The following is a 16137-nucleotide window of genomic DNA, read 5'->3' as shown; positions in this document are numbered from 1 at the left end:
ACAGAATTACCATATGGAAATAAAGTGGCTTAACTATGTCCCTATTTATGTAGCCTTATGTGAAGAAAAAAGCATTGCTGGAGCAGCGAAAAGATTAAAGTGTTCGAATGCACACATAAGTAGACAACTACAACAATTAGAAAGCATTTTATCTGTTCAACTCATTCACAGAACAACGCGACAATTCAATCTTACTTATGATGGAATTGAGTTTTACAAACAAGCAAAGCATCTACTAGACAGCGCCGAAGCCATCAACGCAAAATTATTATCACCAGAAAGCATGGCAGGTAAGTTACGTATTGCTGCTTCTGCGTCATTTGGTTCGATATTACTAACAGAGCCCCTCGCTGAATTCTGTCGAACATACCCGAAAATAGATATTGAAGTTATCTTTACAGAAAGTCCTCTGGATCTTATCGAGTCTGGTTTTGATGTGGCTTTTTATCTGACTAATTCCCCACCGGAAGGTTATGTTGGTCATTATTTTCGCTCATTGCAGTGCAAACCCTTTGCTCATATAAATTATATGCGGAACCAAGGGGAAATTACCCACCCTTCACACCTAAATAAGTTAAACCATATTCTTTATAAAAATACGGATTTCACACTAAATAATTGGACATTTAATAAGATAAAATCAAAAGAGAATGTAGCGATTAATCTTGAAGGCTCGTTTAGCGTTAATTTGGTTGCATCTATGGTAGACGCAATGCTAAATGGGTGCGGTGTTGCTATGTTGGATGAGTTAGCGTTGTCTAAATTGTCACAAACAAAAAGAAATGAAATCGTTCAATTAATCCCAAGTTGGGAAACACAACCAATACTCCCTTTATATCTTCTCTATCCTAAAAGGAAACATTTACCTCAACGAACAAAGCTATTCGTTGATTTCTTTCGGGATTACTTAGGTAGTATTTAATAAAAGCAATATGTTACCAACCAATACAGTTTATACATTGCATCTCATAACGTCTGTTTTCTATTAGGTGAATGATAAAAATGCTCAATAACATTTGCTAATGTATTTTATGATGCTAATAAGCAACCTTGATAACTCAGTTGTTAAAGAAAGAAACTAATTCTCCTATCTTTTTTTAGATTGATTTATTAACTACTTCCATGTATTCCCATTGAAGTAAAACCCAAAATGGTGCATACTCTAGCCCAAATGATTAATAATAAAAAAGATATGGATAAACTCAACTACGCACAAAAACAAAGATTGGCTTACATTGACTTTAAGTTGATGTTTGTAGGTCACTTTACGCGTTCAGAAGTGGTCGAACACTTTAAGATGGGCTTATCTAATGCCACGAGAGACATTAACCTCTATAAAGAATTGGCAAGCGATAACTTAATCTACGACAACGCAGAAAAGTGTTATTTCCAAACAGCCAAATTTACCCCACTGTTTAATCACAACAATAACGACACACTTGCCAAGCTAGCCACTAAATTATCAGGTGAAGACAGTGTGATTAACGGGTTAGGTATTCCTTTTGAAGCGCCAAGCCAGCTTAATGCACCTAACATTGATATTGTCGCCGTATTAACTCAAGCGGCATTAAATACCAAAGCCGTCAACATCCGTTATGTTTCATTAAGTAGCGGTGAAAGTAATCGCATCATCGTGCCTCACTCCATTGTCGATAATGGATTACGTTGGCATATTCGTGCTTACGATTGTCAAAGTAAACAATTTAGAGATTTTGTTATTTCACGCATCATTAAAGCAAAATTATCAGACAACGTAATCAAAGAAGAGCAGACAATACTGGCAGATAAACAGTGGATGCGATTTGTGCCATTAGAATTAGTACCGCATCCAAGCAATGTCAATTATCCAAAAGCCATAGAGTTAGATTACTCAATGCAAGATGGAAAACTCAATATAGAGGTTCGTGCGGCATTAACAGGCTATCTACTTCGCCGTTGGAATGTCGATTGCTCTGAAAACGCCACTCAACATACAGCAGAACATCAACTGTGGTTAGCTAATAGAGCCACCCTGTATGGAGTAGACAATCTACACTTAGCTTCTGGCTACATAGTACAAACAACATCAGACAACACAAAGACCACTCATTTAGGAGCAAACAATGGCAGAGCATAAACTATACCTCGGCGACCTAATCGGTGGCAGTTTGATGATCAAAGAAAGCCAACTGATAGCAGAGCTATTATTGACTGACCCAACCAAAGAGCAATGGGATGATGCAATTGTCGATCAAAATATTCTACAAAAGCGCTCACCTGCGTCAGCAAAACGTAATGCCGCAACCATAAGAAAACGCATTGGCTCACTTAATAGTGATTTTCTGCACGCGCTGTCAAAAGCCAATCACGAAGAGGCCGCACAATTGATGATGGCTGCAACACTCATCAACTCTCCTCTTCTTGCTGATTTCATGCGTACCGTCGTTATGGATGCCAAACGCATGTACCGTGAAAGCATAGACAGCAAAGATTGGGAATACTTCTGGGAAGACAAATCTCGCCTTTACCCTGAGTTTGCCGAGATGTCTAAATCATCGACCTACAAAATTGCTCAAGTTGCTTTTAAAGTCATGACCGATGGTGGTTTTTTAGAAAGCACAAAAACCAAGATTTTAACCAACATCTATATTACGCCAGATGTTCGAACTCTTCTTATTGATATGAATAAAGAAGACATTATCCAAGCGATGGAAGCTTACTAATGCAGCAATTACAACAACGACTCGACACAATCCAATCGCGTCTGGAAAGCGAAGGCTTTCTGCAAAACAAAGAACTGGGTGGTGAAATCGGTTTTTATATTTTCGATTACAAACCAGAGCAAGAATTAGCGGTTCGTGAGCACATTTCAGTATTAGAGAAAAAGCTCACCAATCGAGGTTACACCTTTGCTAGCATCAACCTGTTTGAGATGATCGTTAAGCTACTAGAATCACGTCGTTTATTAGATAAATCCTTCAAAATGCAATTTGAGAAAGGCGATGAAGCCCTATTTAAAGCATTAAAAGGCCCACTAGAGCAAAACCGTGTCGCTGAATTTATCGTTCAAGAAGCCAATATTGAGAATTGTGATTTCATTATGCTTCATGGCCTTGGTAGTGTATGGCCTATTGTTCGAGGTCATGGCTTACTTAATGCCTTACACGCTAAAGTAGGACAAGTACCAACAGTGATGTTCTATCCTGTCGAATACGATGGTGCATCATTAAAGCCATTTGGACGAATCGAATCCAACAACTATTATCGAGCCTTTAAGCTTGCTTAATTGCCTTATATAACAAGTCGTAATGCAACACGTTACAAAAACAGAGTAACCAAGTGCATTAAACAAAATTAAAATAAAAAATTAGCTAGGAAACCATCATGCAGTTACAGCAGCTATTTAATAAAGACATTACTCGCCCTATTAATGGCGTAGTAAAAGCCGATCAAGTTGAAAACGACACCGTCTTCATTGAATTAGACGAATACGTTATTACCGCCGAGCTTAAAGGCCATATTGAGCAATTTTTCAAATACTACATGCCATCAGTGGATGACCCTAAAAAAGCATCAATGACGGGCAAATCAGGTATTTGGGTATCAGGCTTCTTTGGCTCAGGTAAATCGCACTTCATCAAAATCATGTCTTACCTACTTAAAAATGTAGAGACCACCCATGAAGGCGTAAACAAACGAGCTATTGACTTCTTTGAGCAAAAACTTGAAGAAGACCAAATGCTGCTGGGCGATATGCGTCGTGCCATTCAAAAAGAAAACAACGTTATTCTATTTAACATCGATAGCCGTGCCGATACCGATGATAAAGAAGACGCAATTCTGAAAGTATTCCTAAAAGTGTTCAATGAAAAAATGGGCTACTCGGGCGATCACGCTCATATTGCCGATTTAGAACGCGACCTAGATGCTCGTGGCAAACTGCAAGAATTCCATCGTGTATTTGAAGAGTTGTCTGGTTCATCGTGGCTAGAAGAGCGTGATTCATACGACTTCTACCGTGATGACCTAGCTGCTGCATTTGCACAAGTAACAGGTCAATCAGAAGACGCAGGCCGTCAAGCCATTGAGCGTTTAGAAAATAACTTCAGCCTAGACATTCAAAACTTCTGTAAATGGGTAAAACAGTACCTTGATGGCAGCTCAGAGCGCCGTATCAGCTTCTTCGTCGATGAGATTGGTCAGTACATCGGTCAAAATACCCAAATGATGCTTAAGCTACAAACCATTACCGAAAACCTAGGCACTATTTGTGAAGGTCGCGCATGGGTTGTTGTTACCTCACAAGAAGACATTGATGCCGTATTAGGCAAAATGCAAGAAGGCTCACGTAAGAACGATTTTTCACGCATCCAGCAACGTTTTGATCGTATCTCTCTTTCAAGCTCCAACGTAAACGAAGTTATCGAAAAGCGTCTGCTTGATAAAACAGATCCAGCAAAAACGGCACTAACTGCACTATACAATGAAAAAGGCGACATCATTCGTAGTCAGTTAAGTTTTGAGCACACCAACAAAGCCGAGTTCTCAAACTTTACTGGGGCAGATAATTTCGTATCAAGCTACCCGTTTGCGCCATACCAATACAACCTTATTCAAAAGGTCTTCTCAGGCATCAGTCAGGCTGGCGCGGCAGGTACACACCTAGCAAAAGGTGAGCGTTCATTAATTGAAGCCTTCCAAACCGCAACAAATCAATTTGTTGATGACAATATTGGTCGTTTGATCCCACTTTACAGCTTCTACCCATCTATTAAGAAATTTTTAGATACCGCAGTGGTACGTGATATCAACCAAGCATCAGGCAAAAGTTCAATCAATGCTTTTTCTGTTCAGGTACTACAAACGCTATTTATGATCCGTTATGTTGATGAGATGAAATCCATCATCGACAACATCGTAACGCTATGCATCTCAGAAGTAGATCAAGACAGACGTCAACTTCGTATCGACATTACCAACAGCCTAGACGCATTAGAAAACAACAACCTGATTGCTCGCCAAGGTGATGAATACATCTTCTTAACCAACGAAGAAAAAGAGATCGAAAAAGAGATCCAAAATACAGAAATAGAATCGTCGGATGAAACCGCAGAACTAAGCAAGATTCTGTTTGAAGAGATCTTAAAAACCAACAACAACTACCGTTACCCAGAAAACAAGCAGGATTTCCCTGTTTCACGCTTCTGTAATGGTCAACCGTTTGATCGCACAACCGATAACGACTTGCTGTTAAAAGTGATTTCACCTATCGACTCTAGCTACGATGAAATGAACGATGCGGTATGTGGCAACGAATCATCAGACTCTATCCTTATCAAACTGCAAGACCAATCGCGTTTATTTGGTGAGCTACGTACTTACATTCGTACCGCAAAATACACCAAGCGCAATGCAGGCCGTGATGCCGATATGGAAGTCTTGATCCGCGCAAAAGCCGCAGAAAACAGTGCTCGTCGTAAACAGCTCGTCGCTGAGCTAGAAGAGCTAATCAAACAATCGGATTTCTACGTACTAGGTCAAAACTACAACACCAAAGGTGCAACACCAAGTGCTATTGTTGATAATGCTTACTGCCATGTGATTGAAAACACCTTCAGTAAACTAAAATACGTACAACCGTACACAGGCGATATTCGTCAACAAATTCAACAAACCCTAATTGTTGATGATTTAAGCCAAATGAACATCGACTTATCTGATGTAGAAACGAACCCTCGCGCACTCACAGAGATGGAACAGCATATTGCCATCAGTGATGAGTACGGTCGCCCTATTACTGCTGGTGACATGGTGAAGAAATTCTCTCGCCGTCCATTTGGTTGGAATGACAACGAAATTATCTTGATGATCGCACGTTTAGCGGTTGCTAATAAGCTGACATTGCAAGCCAACCAACAAGAAATCACTTTACGCAGTGCCTTTGAACATCTGGATAAAACCGCCAAGCGTGCAAACTTACGTATCCGCCGTATTCAACAACAATCAGAAGCGAACCTGAAAAAGGCCGCAACTCTGTATAAAAACGTGTTCCATAAAAATGCGCCATCAACAGAAAAAGAGTTATTTGAGCAAGCAAGCCAACTATTAATAGGCATGTTAGCTAAGCTGAAAGACTTTAAAGCTAAATCCACCACAGGCACATTCCCTGGCACAAATGAAATTGAAGATGGCATCATGCTGCTTTCATCATTACTTGAGCAGCAAGGCAGCTTTAAGTTCATTGATGAATTACTGCGTAAAGGCAACGAATTAGAAGACTTTGAAGAAGAGTTTGAAGATCTAGAAACCTTCTACGAAACTCAGTTCTCAACATGGCAAAACCTAGCAAGCGCACTCACCGTTGAGTTTGCTAAAAACCGCTACTTGCTTGAAACCTCAGAGAGCGCAAAAACAGCATTAGATAAGCTAGAAGCGATTTATAAAGACAAACGTCCTTACGGCAAAATCCGTCAAGTACAAGGCTTAATTGAAACGGTACAAATCGTTAATAATGAGTTTTTGGCAAGCAGCCGTACTAACGCAACAAATAAGCTGCAAGCAGCGATTGAAAATGTACAGGAACACATCTCAGAATCAAAAGCACCTGATAACATCAGTCACAATGCCCTGCGTCCACTGCAACAGTCACTGCAACGTTTAGATAAACTAACCAGCATTGCAGAGATGAATGAAGAAGTGCGTAACTCTAATGAGTTGGTTGAACAAGCCGAGCAGATCATCAATGCTTATATTGATCAACAAACCAAAGAAGCAGAGCGTCAAGCAGCATTAGCCATAGAGCGAGCAAAACAAGCAGCTAGCACACCAGATGCATCAGAGTCATCAAATAACTATGGGGTAACAACCAAAGAAACCCTAACAGTGGCAGAGCCAATCGTAAAACCGAAAGCGAAAAAAGTGGTAACGATTGATACAGGCTCTATCTTCCGAGATCTTGGTGACAACAGTTACTTAGAGACCGAGCAAGAGCTAGACGCTTACCTTGCTGCACTGAAAACACAGTTATCAGGGTTAATTGCATCTAATCATAAAGTGCGTATCAAGTAATTCAATTCCGTCACCACAACTCGTGGTGACGAGTAACTACTGCTATCACAAATGTGTGGTATTTAATTTTTAGTGAGACAGGTATGCTGTTAACGGATACAAAAAGAGAATTATTTGAACAAACACCAATTGAAAGCTTGAGCGTGTGTAAACTGTATCACGTTTATGAACGCCGCAACGAGTGGGCTGATTGGAGCGGCTATACACAACTTGTATCTCGTTCAGGCAAACGTTTAAAAACAAAATTAGAAGATGCTGAATCTTATGCCGAAAGCATGAGGAAACAAGGAACTAAGTTTTTCATTGACGAAACCCCTGCCCTTTTGTGTAAAAACAAACATGGTTTGATGGTTGTAACAGAGTTATTCTCTAAAGAACCATTAAAATCATCAGTTGAGGTGTTCACAAATATTAAGAATTTAGTGCAGACACCCCATGAGTTATTGATAAACTTACCTAAGTTGCAATGGCTAGCATATGACATGTATAGCCCATGCGAGAAAATTCAACTGACTGACCTAAATAACTACTACAAACGCTCATCGTCTCCTGGCCATTCTTTATGTTGGTCTCTCAAAGTATCAGATATTGATTCAAGAGCTATTCAAAGCGTTGTCAAAGAACTAAATTCGACCATCAAGGCGTAACGATAATATATGAACACCAATAAACTAAAATCCTATGCACCTAAGGCACGTATCACCTTTATGGAAGCCGTAACGAAACGAGCAGCATTTCTTGGCTTATACGCTGATCGCATTGCAGAAATGACCATTGATGGCGACAGCGCCGTCATTGAAGGTCGTGTCTTTACTCGTCAGCAAGGCCAACAACGTGCCCAACTCGTTAAACGTATCGAAGCGCTAGGCACGAACAACGGTAAGTTCGTATTAAAAGATGGTTTTAACCAATTCATTAACGAAACGGCCTTTACGTGGTTCAACCGTTTAACGGCTATCCGTTATATGGAAGTGAATGAATACCTTGATCATGGTTTCCGTGTATTAAGCAAAAGCGAAGGCGCACAATTTGGTGAAGGCTTTGAGATTTTAGGCTCAGCGGCAGACATAGCCGACGACCTAAACTTAAACAAAGAAAGCATCATTGATATGGTGCTAGATGGCAACAAAGAAGAAGAGCTTTACCGCGCAATTCTTTTAGGTCAATGTCATCAACTAAGCGAAGCCATGTCTTTCATGTTTGAAAAACTGGATGATGCAACCGAGCTACTCCTGCCAGATAACCTGACAAAAACCGATTCAATTTTGAAAGACTTAATCAACGATATTCCTGAAGATAATTGGCGAGAGATTGAGGTCATTGGTTGGCTATACCAGTTCTACATCTCTGAGCACAAAGATGCGGTTATTGGTAAAGTGGTTAAGCGCGAAGATATTCCTGCGGCAACTCAGCTATTTACCCCTAACTGGATTGTTAAATACCTAGTGCAAAACTCGCTAGGTCGCCAATGGCTTGCTACCTACCCTGACTCTGAATTAAAAGAGAAGATGGAGTATTACATCACCCCTGCCGAGCAAAGTGATGATGTTATTGAGCAACTAAAAGCCATTACGCCAACCAGTATTGATCCAGAAGAGATAAAAGTGCTTGACCCCGCTTGTGGTTCAGGCCACATCTTGGTGGAAGTTTATGAAGTGTTGCGTGAAATCTACCTAGAACGCGGCTACCGCTCACGTGAAATTCCAGAACTAATCCTTACTAAGAACATTTATGGTTTGGACATTGATGATCGCGCAGCGCAAATGGCAGCCTTTGCAGTGATGATGAAAGCGCGTGAAGATGATAAGCGCATTTTCTCTCGTGACATCAAGTTAAACATCCACTCGATTCAATCGACTGAAAACTTGAATATCAACCAGTTGTGGGCAGATTTGGATCTTGACGGTAACAAACAAGCAGGCTCTATGGATGACTTGTTTGCAGAGCCGCAACTAGAATTAGTTGAAGCATCAGCAGAAAACAAGGTTTACCTTGATTTACTGCGCTACCTGAAAGAGCAGTTTATTGATGCGAAAAACTTAGGGTCATTGATTGATGTTGATAGCCAACATCTTGAATCTCTAACTGCATTACAAGAAAAACTAACTGATAAAGCACAAGGCAGTGAGCCAACGGCAAAAGAAGCAGCACAAGCACTAATACCTATTGTGGAACAAGCCATTACATTAGCCAATAAATACGACGTAGCCGTTGCAAACCCACCATATATGGGTTCAAAAGGCATGAATGCGGCTTTGAAAGACTTTGCTAAGAAATCCTACCCAAACTCAAAATCCGATCTTTTTGCTATCTATGTTGAAAAATGTCTAGAATACGGAAAACCTAATGCTGAAGTTGGTATGGTCACTCCATACGTCTGGATGTTTATTAGTTCTTACGAAAAACTAAGAAATAAGCTAGTAAATGACCATACCATAAATGGATTAATCCAACTTGAATACAATGCCTTTGCTCCCGCATGTATACCAGTTTGTACATTCACAATTAGTAAGTCATATACACCGAATTATCAAGGCTCTTATATTCGACTGTCTGACTTTAAAGGACATGAAAATCAAGCACCTAAGACAATAGAAGCTATTTCTAATAAAGACTGCGGCTGGTTTTTTGAAGCGAAACCTGATGATTTCAAAAAAATACCAGGAAATCTTATCGGTTACTGGATCCACGACTCCATCTTTAACTCTTTTAGCAAACCTAAATTATCTGAAAAATTAGTAACTAGAGAAGGTATGGCAACCGCAGATAATGATCGATTCTTACGTCGTTGGTATGAAGTATCTCAGTCTGATATAAAATATGATTGCGAATCTGAGCTAGATTCTCTGAACGGAGGGAAATGGTTTCCATACAATAAGGGAGGGAACTATAGGAAATGGTATGGAAACAATGAGTACGTAGTTGAATATGAAAATGCAGGTAAAAATATCAAAAATAATTTTGATACAAAAACTGGTAGACTACGTTCTCACAATTATAATGGTGAATTTGCATTTAAAGAAGGTTTAACATGGTCAGCGTTAAGCTCTGGCGGATTTTCTATCCGTTACAGCGAGAAAGGCTTCCTGTTTGATTCCAAAGGAGCTAAAGGGTTTACAAGTCATCCATATACGATTCTAGGTTTGCTAAATAGCGAACTATCTTCTCAGTATTTGTCCGTACTTGCGCCTACTTTAGATTACAAAGTTGGAGATATCATCCAAATTCCTTACGAAGATTCAATCGAGCAATCCGATATTCCAAAATTAGCAAAAGACTGTGTAGAAATATCTAGAATCGATTGGGACAGTTATGAAATATCTTGGAATTTTAGTAAGCCATATTTACTTGAAAAAATAGACAACCATGAATTGTCTCACCAATATAATAACTACCTTAATATAGTTGAAAGCTATATTAGAAGAATGAAAGACAACGAGCAAAATATTGACAAAATATTATCGGAGATATATGGTTTTGAATGTCAATTATCGAGTGAAAAATATGTTCCTTCATTAAAATCTAACCCAAACTTTCGATATTCGACAACAAGTTGTAATGCAATAGCTAAACAGAAGTCTGATACTTTCAAAGATATATTAAGTTACTCCTTAGGCTGCATAATGGGTCGCTACTCCCTAGATCGTGAAGGCTTAGTCTACGCTCATTCAGGAAACAACGGCTTCAAAGAACTTGTAGCAGAAGGCGCATATAACACCTTCCCTGCTGATGATGATGGTATCGTACCATTAGCTGATGAAGAATGGTTGTTTGATGATGATGCCACTACCCGCTTCCGTGAATTTGTGAAAACGGTTTGGGGCGAAGAGCACCTTCAAGAAAACTTAGACTTTGTGGCAGAAAGCCTGTGCTTGGATGCAATTAAGGCTAAGAAAGGTGAGAAATCTATTGATACGATTCGTCGTTATTTCTCAACACAGTTCTTTAAAGACCATTTAAAGACGTACAAGAAGCGCCCTATTTACTGGCTATTTAGCTCAGGTAAAGAGAAAGCGTTCGAATGTTTGGTTTATTTGCACCGTTATAACGAAGGCACGCTGTCACGCATGCGTACCGAATACGTCACGTCGCTTATGGGTAAACTTGAAAGCCGTAAGAACATTCTTAACGATTCAAAAGCAACGGCAACGGGCGCAGAACTACGTGCGATTGACAAGGAACTGAAAACCATCGATAAGAAACAAGCAGAGCTTGTTAAGTTCGATGAAGAGTTGAAGCACCTTGCTGAAATGAAGACCAGCATCGACCTCGATGATGGCGTTAAGGTGAACTACGGCAAATTCGGCAACCTACTCGCTGATGTGAAAGCAATTCACGGCAAAGTGCCAGAGAAGATTAAGTAGTTACTGATTTAATTAGTATTGGATATGCACAGCCTTCGGGCTGTGCTTTTTTATTTATTCATGTAATGGTTAAAAAATGAATGATATAGAACTAGCCCATAAAATTGATAGTGCTGTGGGTAAAAATTACGAACAAGCTTTTGAGGCTCGAAGTTTATATCAAGGTTCTGAAATACACTTTGTAAGAAAAGCCTTAGAAGCATTAGTTTTTAATGCACTTGATGAATATCAACTTCCAACAAGTTCAAACTTACACGATAATATTCAGGTAATGCAGTCTAGTAAGTTATTTTCCGATGAGATTACTTCCCTATGTCATGAAATTCGGATTCTATGTAACCAAAGCTTGCACTTTTCACCAATGCAAGCAGCAACTAATGAAAAAGAACATATTGCAGCCTTCGACCAATTCGAAACATTACTTTGTGTCTATTTCTTATCTATCGGCGGACAGCTTGCTAATTATAAGAAAAGCCCTTTAGATTCATGTGATTTACAAAAAGCCATCCAACAAATTTATATTGAAGAAAATTTAACAAGCCCACAATTAGCAAGCGTAGCTTATTATTGGTATGAAAAGCACCATGGTGACAGAAATCCTATTACGGGAGAAATTGACTCATTAGGAAACCCTTTCTTTCTTGAATCAGCCGTTGCTTTAATGAAACAATACCTTACAAATAATGATGATTCTTTGCTTAAAATTTATCTATGCTTTTTACATGAACCTGCACTTATCGATAACCATTTCGATGAACTTTACTCAATTGCAGAGTCTAAAATCAAAGAAGGGGAGATAGAATATTTAAGTAATTTAAGTTCTGCATCAATATTCACCAGGCGAAATATACTTCAAACAGCTAATCATTATTATGCTATGTACCAGGAATATAAAGATGAGTTCACTGATATCTTATTGCTAAATTTTTATAACATGTTTTGTGGCAGTAACCCATTATTTCAAGAAGTACAACCAAATATAATCTTAGCCAAAGAAGCTTTACTGACAGCCGTCAATAAAGAGTCAAGCCAAGCACTACAATTTTATGCCACAGCTTTATTTAAAGGTACAATATTCAAACAAGATTTTAAAAAATCATATGACGTTTTAGGGCAATTAGAGCTTCAAGATCCTGCTCTAGCAAAAGAAACAAAATCAGTTCTACAAAAGCAATTTCAACAAGGCAATATTACAAACATATCAAATAAATCTCATTCACCTATTCTATCAAGTAACACGATTGGTAGAAATGAACCATGCACTTGCGGCTCTGGTAAAAAATATAAAAAGTGCTGTGCTATTTGATTAAGCGTAATATATTAACTATTTAAAATCATATACTAACCCACTCTATTTACATTTAAGGTACTTACATTGAGTAGTGAAGCGATATTGTCTCAAATAGAATCCCAAGATTCTTTAGAGGGTGTTAATGCTATTTTAACTGACTGTATGGCAAATCAGTCAATCCAGGGAATTATTAAAGGCAATAACTTACATCGAGTTCTTGATGTTATTATCGATTTTGCCACAGATGATGATGATCCTTTAAGCCCACTAAGATTAAAAACTGCGGCATCCCTTGGTCGTCTTGCTGCCGTCGCTCGCAGCAGACAAAGCGAGGTTTACGCTTACCTTCCTCAACTATTTAATGATGAGCCTTGTGACTTTGAAATGCTAGCTGATGGTGACGAAAAGCATTATGCAGCCCAATCAATCAGTCATGTAAAAGAGCCTTGGGTAATGGACTATTGCTTAAGACAAGCTGTTTTAGCTGATACTGCCGAAAATGCACGAAGAACGCTAATTCAAAATGCGCTTGTACATTGCCAAAATTTAAATGACCTTTTAAACCTAGGTAAAGAGTCATTTACCTATTTATCCGTTATTGATTCTGTTGATACAAGAATGAAGAGAGCTAGGCGTATTACTCGCGCTTGGAGTGAGATAATCAAAGATTGGAATGGTGATGTTGGTGAAAATACAGGTAAATCTTTAGCTAGTTGGTTACATGCTATTCTGATGCAGTCATCCCCTTCTGTAGAATCATCCGTAATGATAGATATTGTTGATGATGCTTTAGCAATCCTTATTCGTACAATTGAGCTTAGATTCTCGAATGCACTATTAGCTGAAACTTATCAAGTATTAGAGGTATCTCGAAACGTTCTTAGTAGTGGTGTCTGGAGTGAAATAAACAAAGAATCTGAATATCTCCCACGAATTAAAACTAATTTAAAAGAAGCGGCTCTTGTTCTTGCTCGCCAGAATAGAACTGATAGCAATATAATGAAACAACTAGCAAAAGCTTATTACTCTAAAGCACAAGTTATCCCTGCACTTAAACGGCACTTTAGTTCTAGCCAAGAGTTAGATCCTCAAGTTAAAGAATGGTGGTTGAACGGCGGTAAGCAAGAAGTATCAACTAGAGAGCCTGTACACGCTGTTGGTAATTCAGAAGATCAACAAATTGGCTCATTACTTATTCAAGTTGAAACCAGTCAAAATACAATGGAGAAGCTTGAACGAGCGGTTGTTCCATTCTTAGAGATTTCAGATCCTCCACTTGCTTCCACAGTTAAAAAGGCATCAAGCGGCTTCGGAGATATGTCTCGAATTGCCCGCCAATTAGCACGAATGCGAAAACTTACTCATACCGATAACCTTGGGCAAATTTTAGAATACAACCCATTGCAACACGAAATGTTAGGCGGCCATCAATATGGAATACGCAAAGTTAGAGTCGTAAGGGATGGTATTCAAAAAGAATTCGGTGGAAAAATAAAAACACTCGTAAAACCATGGGTAGAGGCAGTAGAGAATCAAGATGACGAATAAATTAGAATCACAAATATTGCTTCAAAACCTACTAGAGCGTTTCAAACCAGCGCAAGGCGGTGGATACATTCTACCTGGAGAGCTGACAGAAAGAGAACACCGCGCTTTAATACATGCTCTTAATAACTTGGAAGCAGTGGATAATATTCCAGTAACAGTTAATGAAACTAAGATAAATATAGCACCCAACGTAATAATAGAAGAAATACAGAGTGATGATTCGCACCTTTCTAATTTAAACCAAGAACCTAATGAGGAAGAAGAATCAAAAGAGCCAATTAAGGAGAAGATAAAGAAGATAGAGAACATTAAACAAACTGAGCTTAATGAAACTGAAGCTGAAGCTGAAGCTGAAGCTGAAGCTGAAAATAATGAATCACCTATCCATTTCACTCAACTAAATACAAGCACCATGTTGTTGCCACCACCGAAAAACAATTGTCGTGTCTGCTTAGATTTTGGCACTGCTATGTCTAAAGCAACACTGATTTCAGAAGAAATTGATGATGAATTTATAGAAGATATTGAGGTCATTTCATTAGGGATACCTGGTGACCAAGAAGAAATTAGCGAAAATATGCTTGTTTCATCAGTTTTCATTGATGATATTGGCAAAATTTGGTTTGGACAATCTGCCGTACAAATGTCTCATATTCAACCACCAGAAGCTCACAGGCAACGACTTGATAACATCAAGCGCTACCTATCCGAGGAAGGACTGTCTGCAACAGTAGGAAAACAATTTAATCCTACAAACTCAGCCATTACTTACGAAGACATGGTTCTTGCTTATCTTAGTTATTTTACTTGGACAATGAACCAAGCAACCTCTCTTCAAGGTATAGAAAAAAACGTTTTACGCCGATTTGCAATGCCGTGTTTCGATAAAATGAAACATGTACAAGTCGTTGCTAAATTAAAGCAATTACTTGGTGAAGCACAAATACTAGCAGATACATTTGACGCTCAATTCTCTTCAGGGGTTGAACTATCTGATTTTCTTAACGCAATCCGCCAAATAAGAAAAAATAAGTTCCATTTCAATTTTATCCGTGAAGACATTACCGAACCCCTAGGAGTGGCAGGCTCACTTATCTCTTGGGAGGAGGATGTGGACTCTTTAGTTATGGTAATTGATATCGGTGCTGGCACCAGTGACTTCAGTTTGTATCGTATGAAATATGACGAAAAATCAAAAAAAAGTGCTGCTTTAGAAATAAAAGACTCGAATCGAGGGATTACTGAGGCTGGAAACCATCTAGATAAACTGCTTCAAGGAGTAATTCTAAGCAAAGCCAATATTCGACAGGATAACCCTTTATATCTTAATACATTTGGTGCATTAAACTTACATTTAAGAGATTATAAAGAATCACTATTTAAAGATGGTTTTATCTCAGCCACTCTTTTTAATGGGGATGTCGTTGAAGTTACCTTAGAGGAGTTTATGGATTTGCCTCAAGTTGAAGCTTTTTCTAACTCTTTAAAATCTTGTATGCAGGAAATTTTAAATAATATTTCACCAAGCTTTGTTAAAGCAGCCCCAATAACGCACTTGCTGTCGCTCTTACTGGTGGAGGAGCTGAATTACCAATGGTTAAAGTGCTTGCTAGTGGAACAATTACGGCTCACGGAAAAACGCTTAACCTAATTCAAACACAAACCTTTCCTAAGTGGCTAGCAATTGAGTATCCAGATCTAGAGCAAGATTATTCTCGTATCGCGGTATCATTAGGTGGTGCAAGGAAGAATATTCTTCAGGCATCTGGACCTGCAAGTATTACATGCGATCCTGTTGGCAATTATGAATTAGCACCCAACTGATTTATGAGAAATATGAAATGTAAGTAATCTGGACAGAGTAATTGAAAATGTGACGGTATAAAA

11 protein-coding genes are annotated in these 16137 nt (G+C 38.8%); all 11 read left to right on the top strand.

Annotated elements, in window-relative coordinates; translation table 11 throughout:
- Positions 1–13 precede the first annotated feature (13 nt).
- The 11 genes from AVFI_RS16790 (at position 14) to AVFI_RS16740 (ending at position 16074) form a co-directional block, all read left to right on the top strand.
- Positions 14–922: a LysR family transcriptional regulator gene (locus AVFI_RS16790; RefSeq protein ID WP_188863623.1), complete on the top strand. Its 909-nt coding sequence runs from the start codon at positions 14–16 to the stop codon at positions 920–922.
- 270 nt (positions 923–1192) lie between these two features.
- Positions 1193–2116, top strand: a complete 924-nt coding sequence (locus tag AVFI_RS16785) for a WYL domain-containing protein (RefSeq protein ID WP_054775725.1) — start codon at positions 1193–1195, stop codon at positions 2114–2116.
- Entirely contained in the window at positions 2103–2702 is a 600-nt protein-coding gene (locus AVFI_RS16780; RefSeq protein WP_054775724.1) for a DUF1819 family protein, read from the top strand. Before AVFI_RS16785 ends, AVFI_RS16780 begins: the two co-directional genes overlap by 14 nt.
- The gene (locus AVFI_RS16775; RefSeq protein WP_054775723.1) at positions 2702–3265 is read left to right on the top strand and encodes a DUF1788 domain-containing protein; all 564 of its coding nucleotides are present in this window, start codon (positions 2702–2704) and stop codon (positions 3263–3265) included. Before AVFI_RS16780 ends, AVFI_RS16775 begins: the two co-directional genes overlap by 1 nt.
- A 98-nt stretch (positions 3266–3363) precedes the next feature.
- Complete coding sequence (gene brxC, locus AVFI_RS16770) at positions 3364–7047, top strand: BREX system P-loop protein BrxC (RefSeq protein ID WP_188863624.1); 3684 nt, start codon at positions 3364–3366, stop codon at positions 7045–7047.
- 83 nt (positions 7048–7130) lie between these two features.
- Entirely contained in the window at positions 7131–7694 is a 564-nt protein-coding gene (locus AVFI_RS16765) for a hypothetical protein (protein WP_188863625.1), read from the top strand.
- Between the two features lie 9 nt (positions 7695–7703).
- Positions 7704–11411: a BREX-1 system adenine-specific DNA-methyltransferase PglX gene (gene pglX / locus AVFI_RS16760; protein ID WP_188863626.1), complete on the top strand. Its 3708-nt coding sequence runs from the start codon at positions 7704–7706 to the stop codon at positions 11409–11411.
- Between the two features lie 76 nt (positions 11412–11487).
- A complete protein-coding gene (locus tag AVFI_RS16755) occupies positions 11488–12717 on the top strand; it encodes an SEC-C metal-binding domain-containing protein (protein ID WP_236782083.1) in 1230 nt (409 codons plus the stop codon).
- A gap of 69 nt (positions 12718–12786) precedes the next feature.
- Positions 12787–14250 carry a hypothetical protein gene (locus AVFI_RS16750; protein ID WP_054775719.1) on the top strand — a complete coding sequence of 488 codons (1464 nt, stop codon included), beginning with the start codon at positions 12787–12789 and terminating at the stop codon, positions 14248–14250.
- Positions 14240–15901, top strand: a complete 1662-nt coding sequence (locus AVFI_RS16745) for an acetate and sugar kinases/Hsc70/actin family protein (protein WP_188863627.1) — start codon at positions 14240–14242, stop codon at positions 15899–15901. Before AVFI_RS16750 ends, AVFI_RS16745 begins: the two co-directional genes overlap by 11 nt.
- Complete coding sequence (locus AVFI_RS16740; RefSeq protein WP_054775715.1) at positions 15844–16074, top strand: hypothetical protein; 231 nt, start codon at positions 15844–15846, stop codon at positions 16072–16074. Before AVFI_RS16745 ends, AVFI_RS16740 begins: the two co-directional genes overlap by 58 nt.
- The last annotated feature ends 63 nt before the right edge of the window (positions 16075–16137 follow it).

It is taken from the genome of Aliivibrio fischeri ATCC 7744 = JCM 18803 = DSM 507, assembly GCF_023983475.1.
Taxonomy (GTDB): domain Bacteria; phylum Pseudomonadota; class Gammaproteobacteria; order Enterobacterales; family Vibrionaceae; genus Aliivibrio; species Aliivibrio fischeri.
This window is presented reverse-complemented; position numbering and strand designations above follow the sequence as displayed.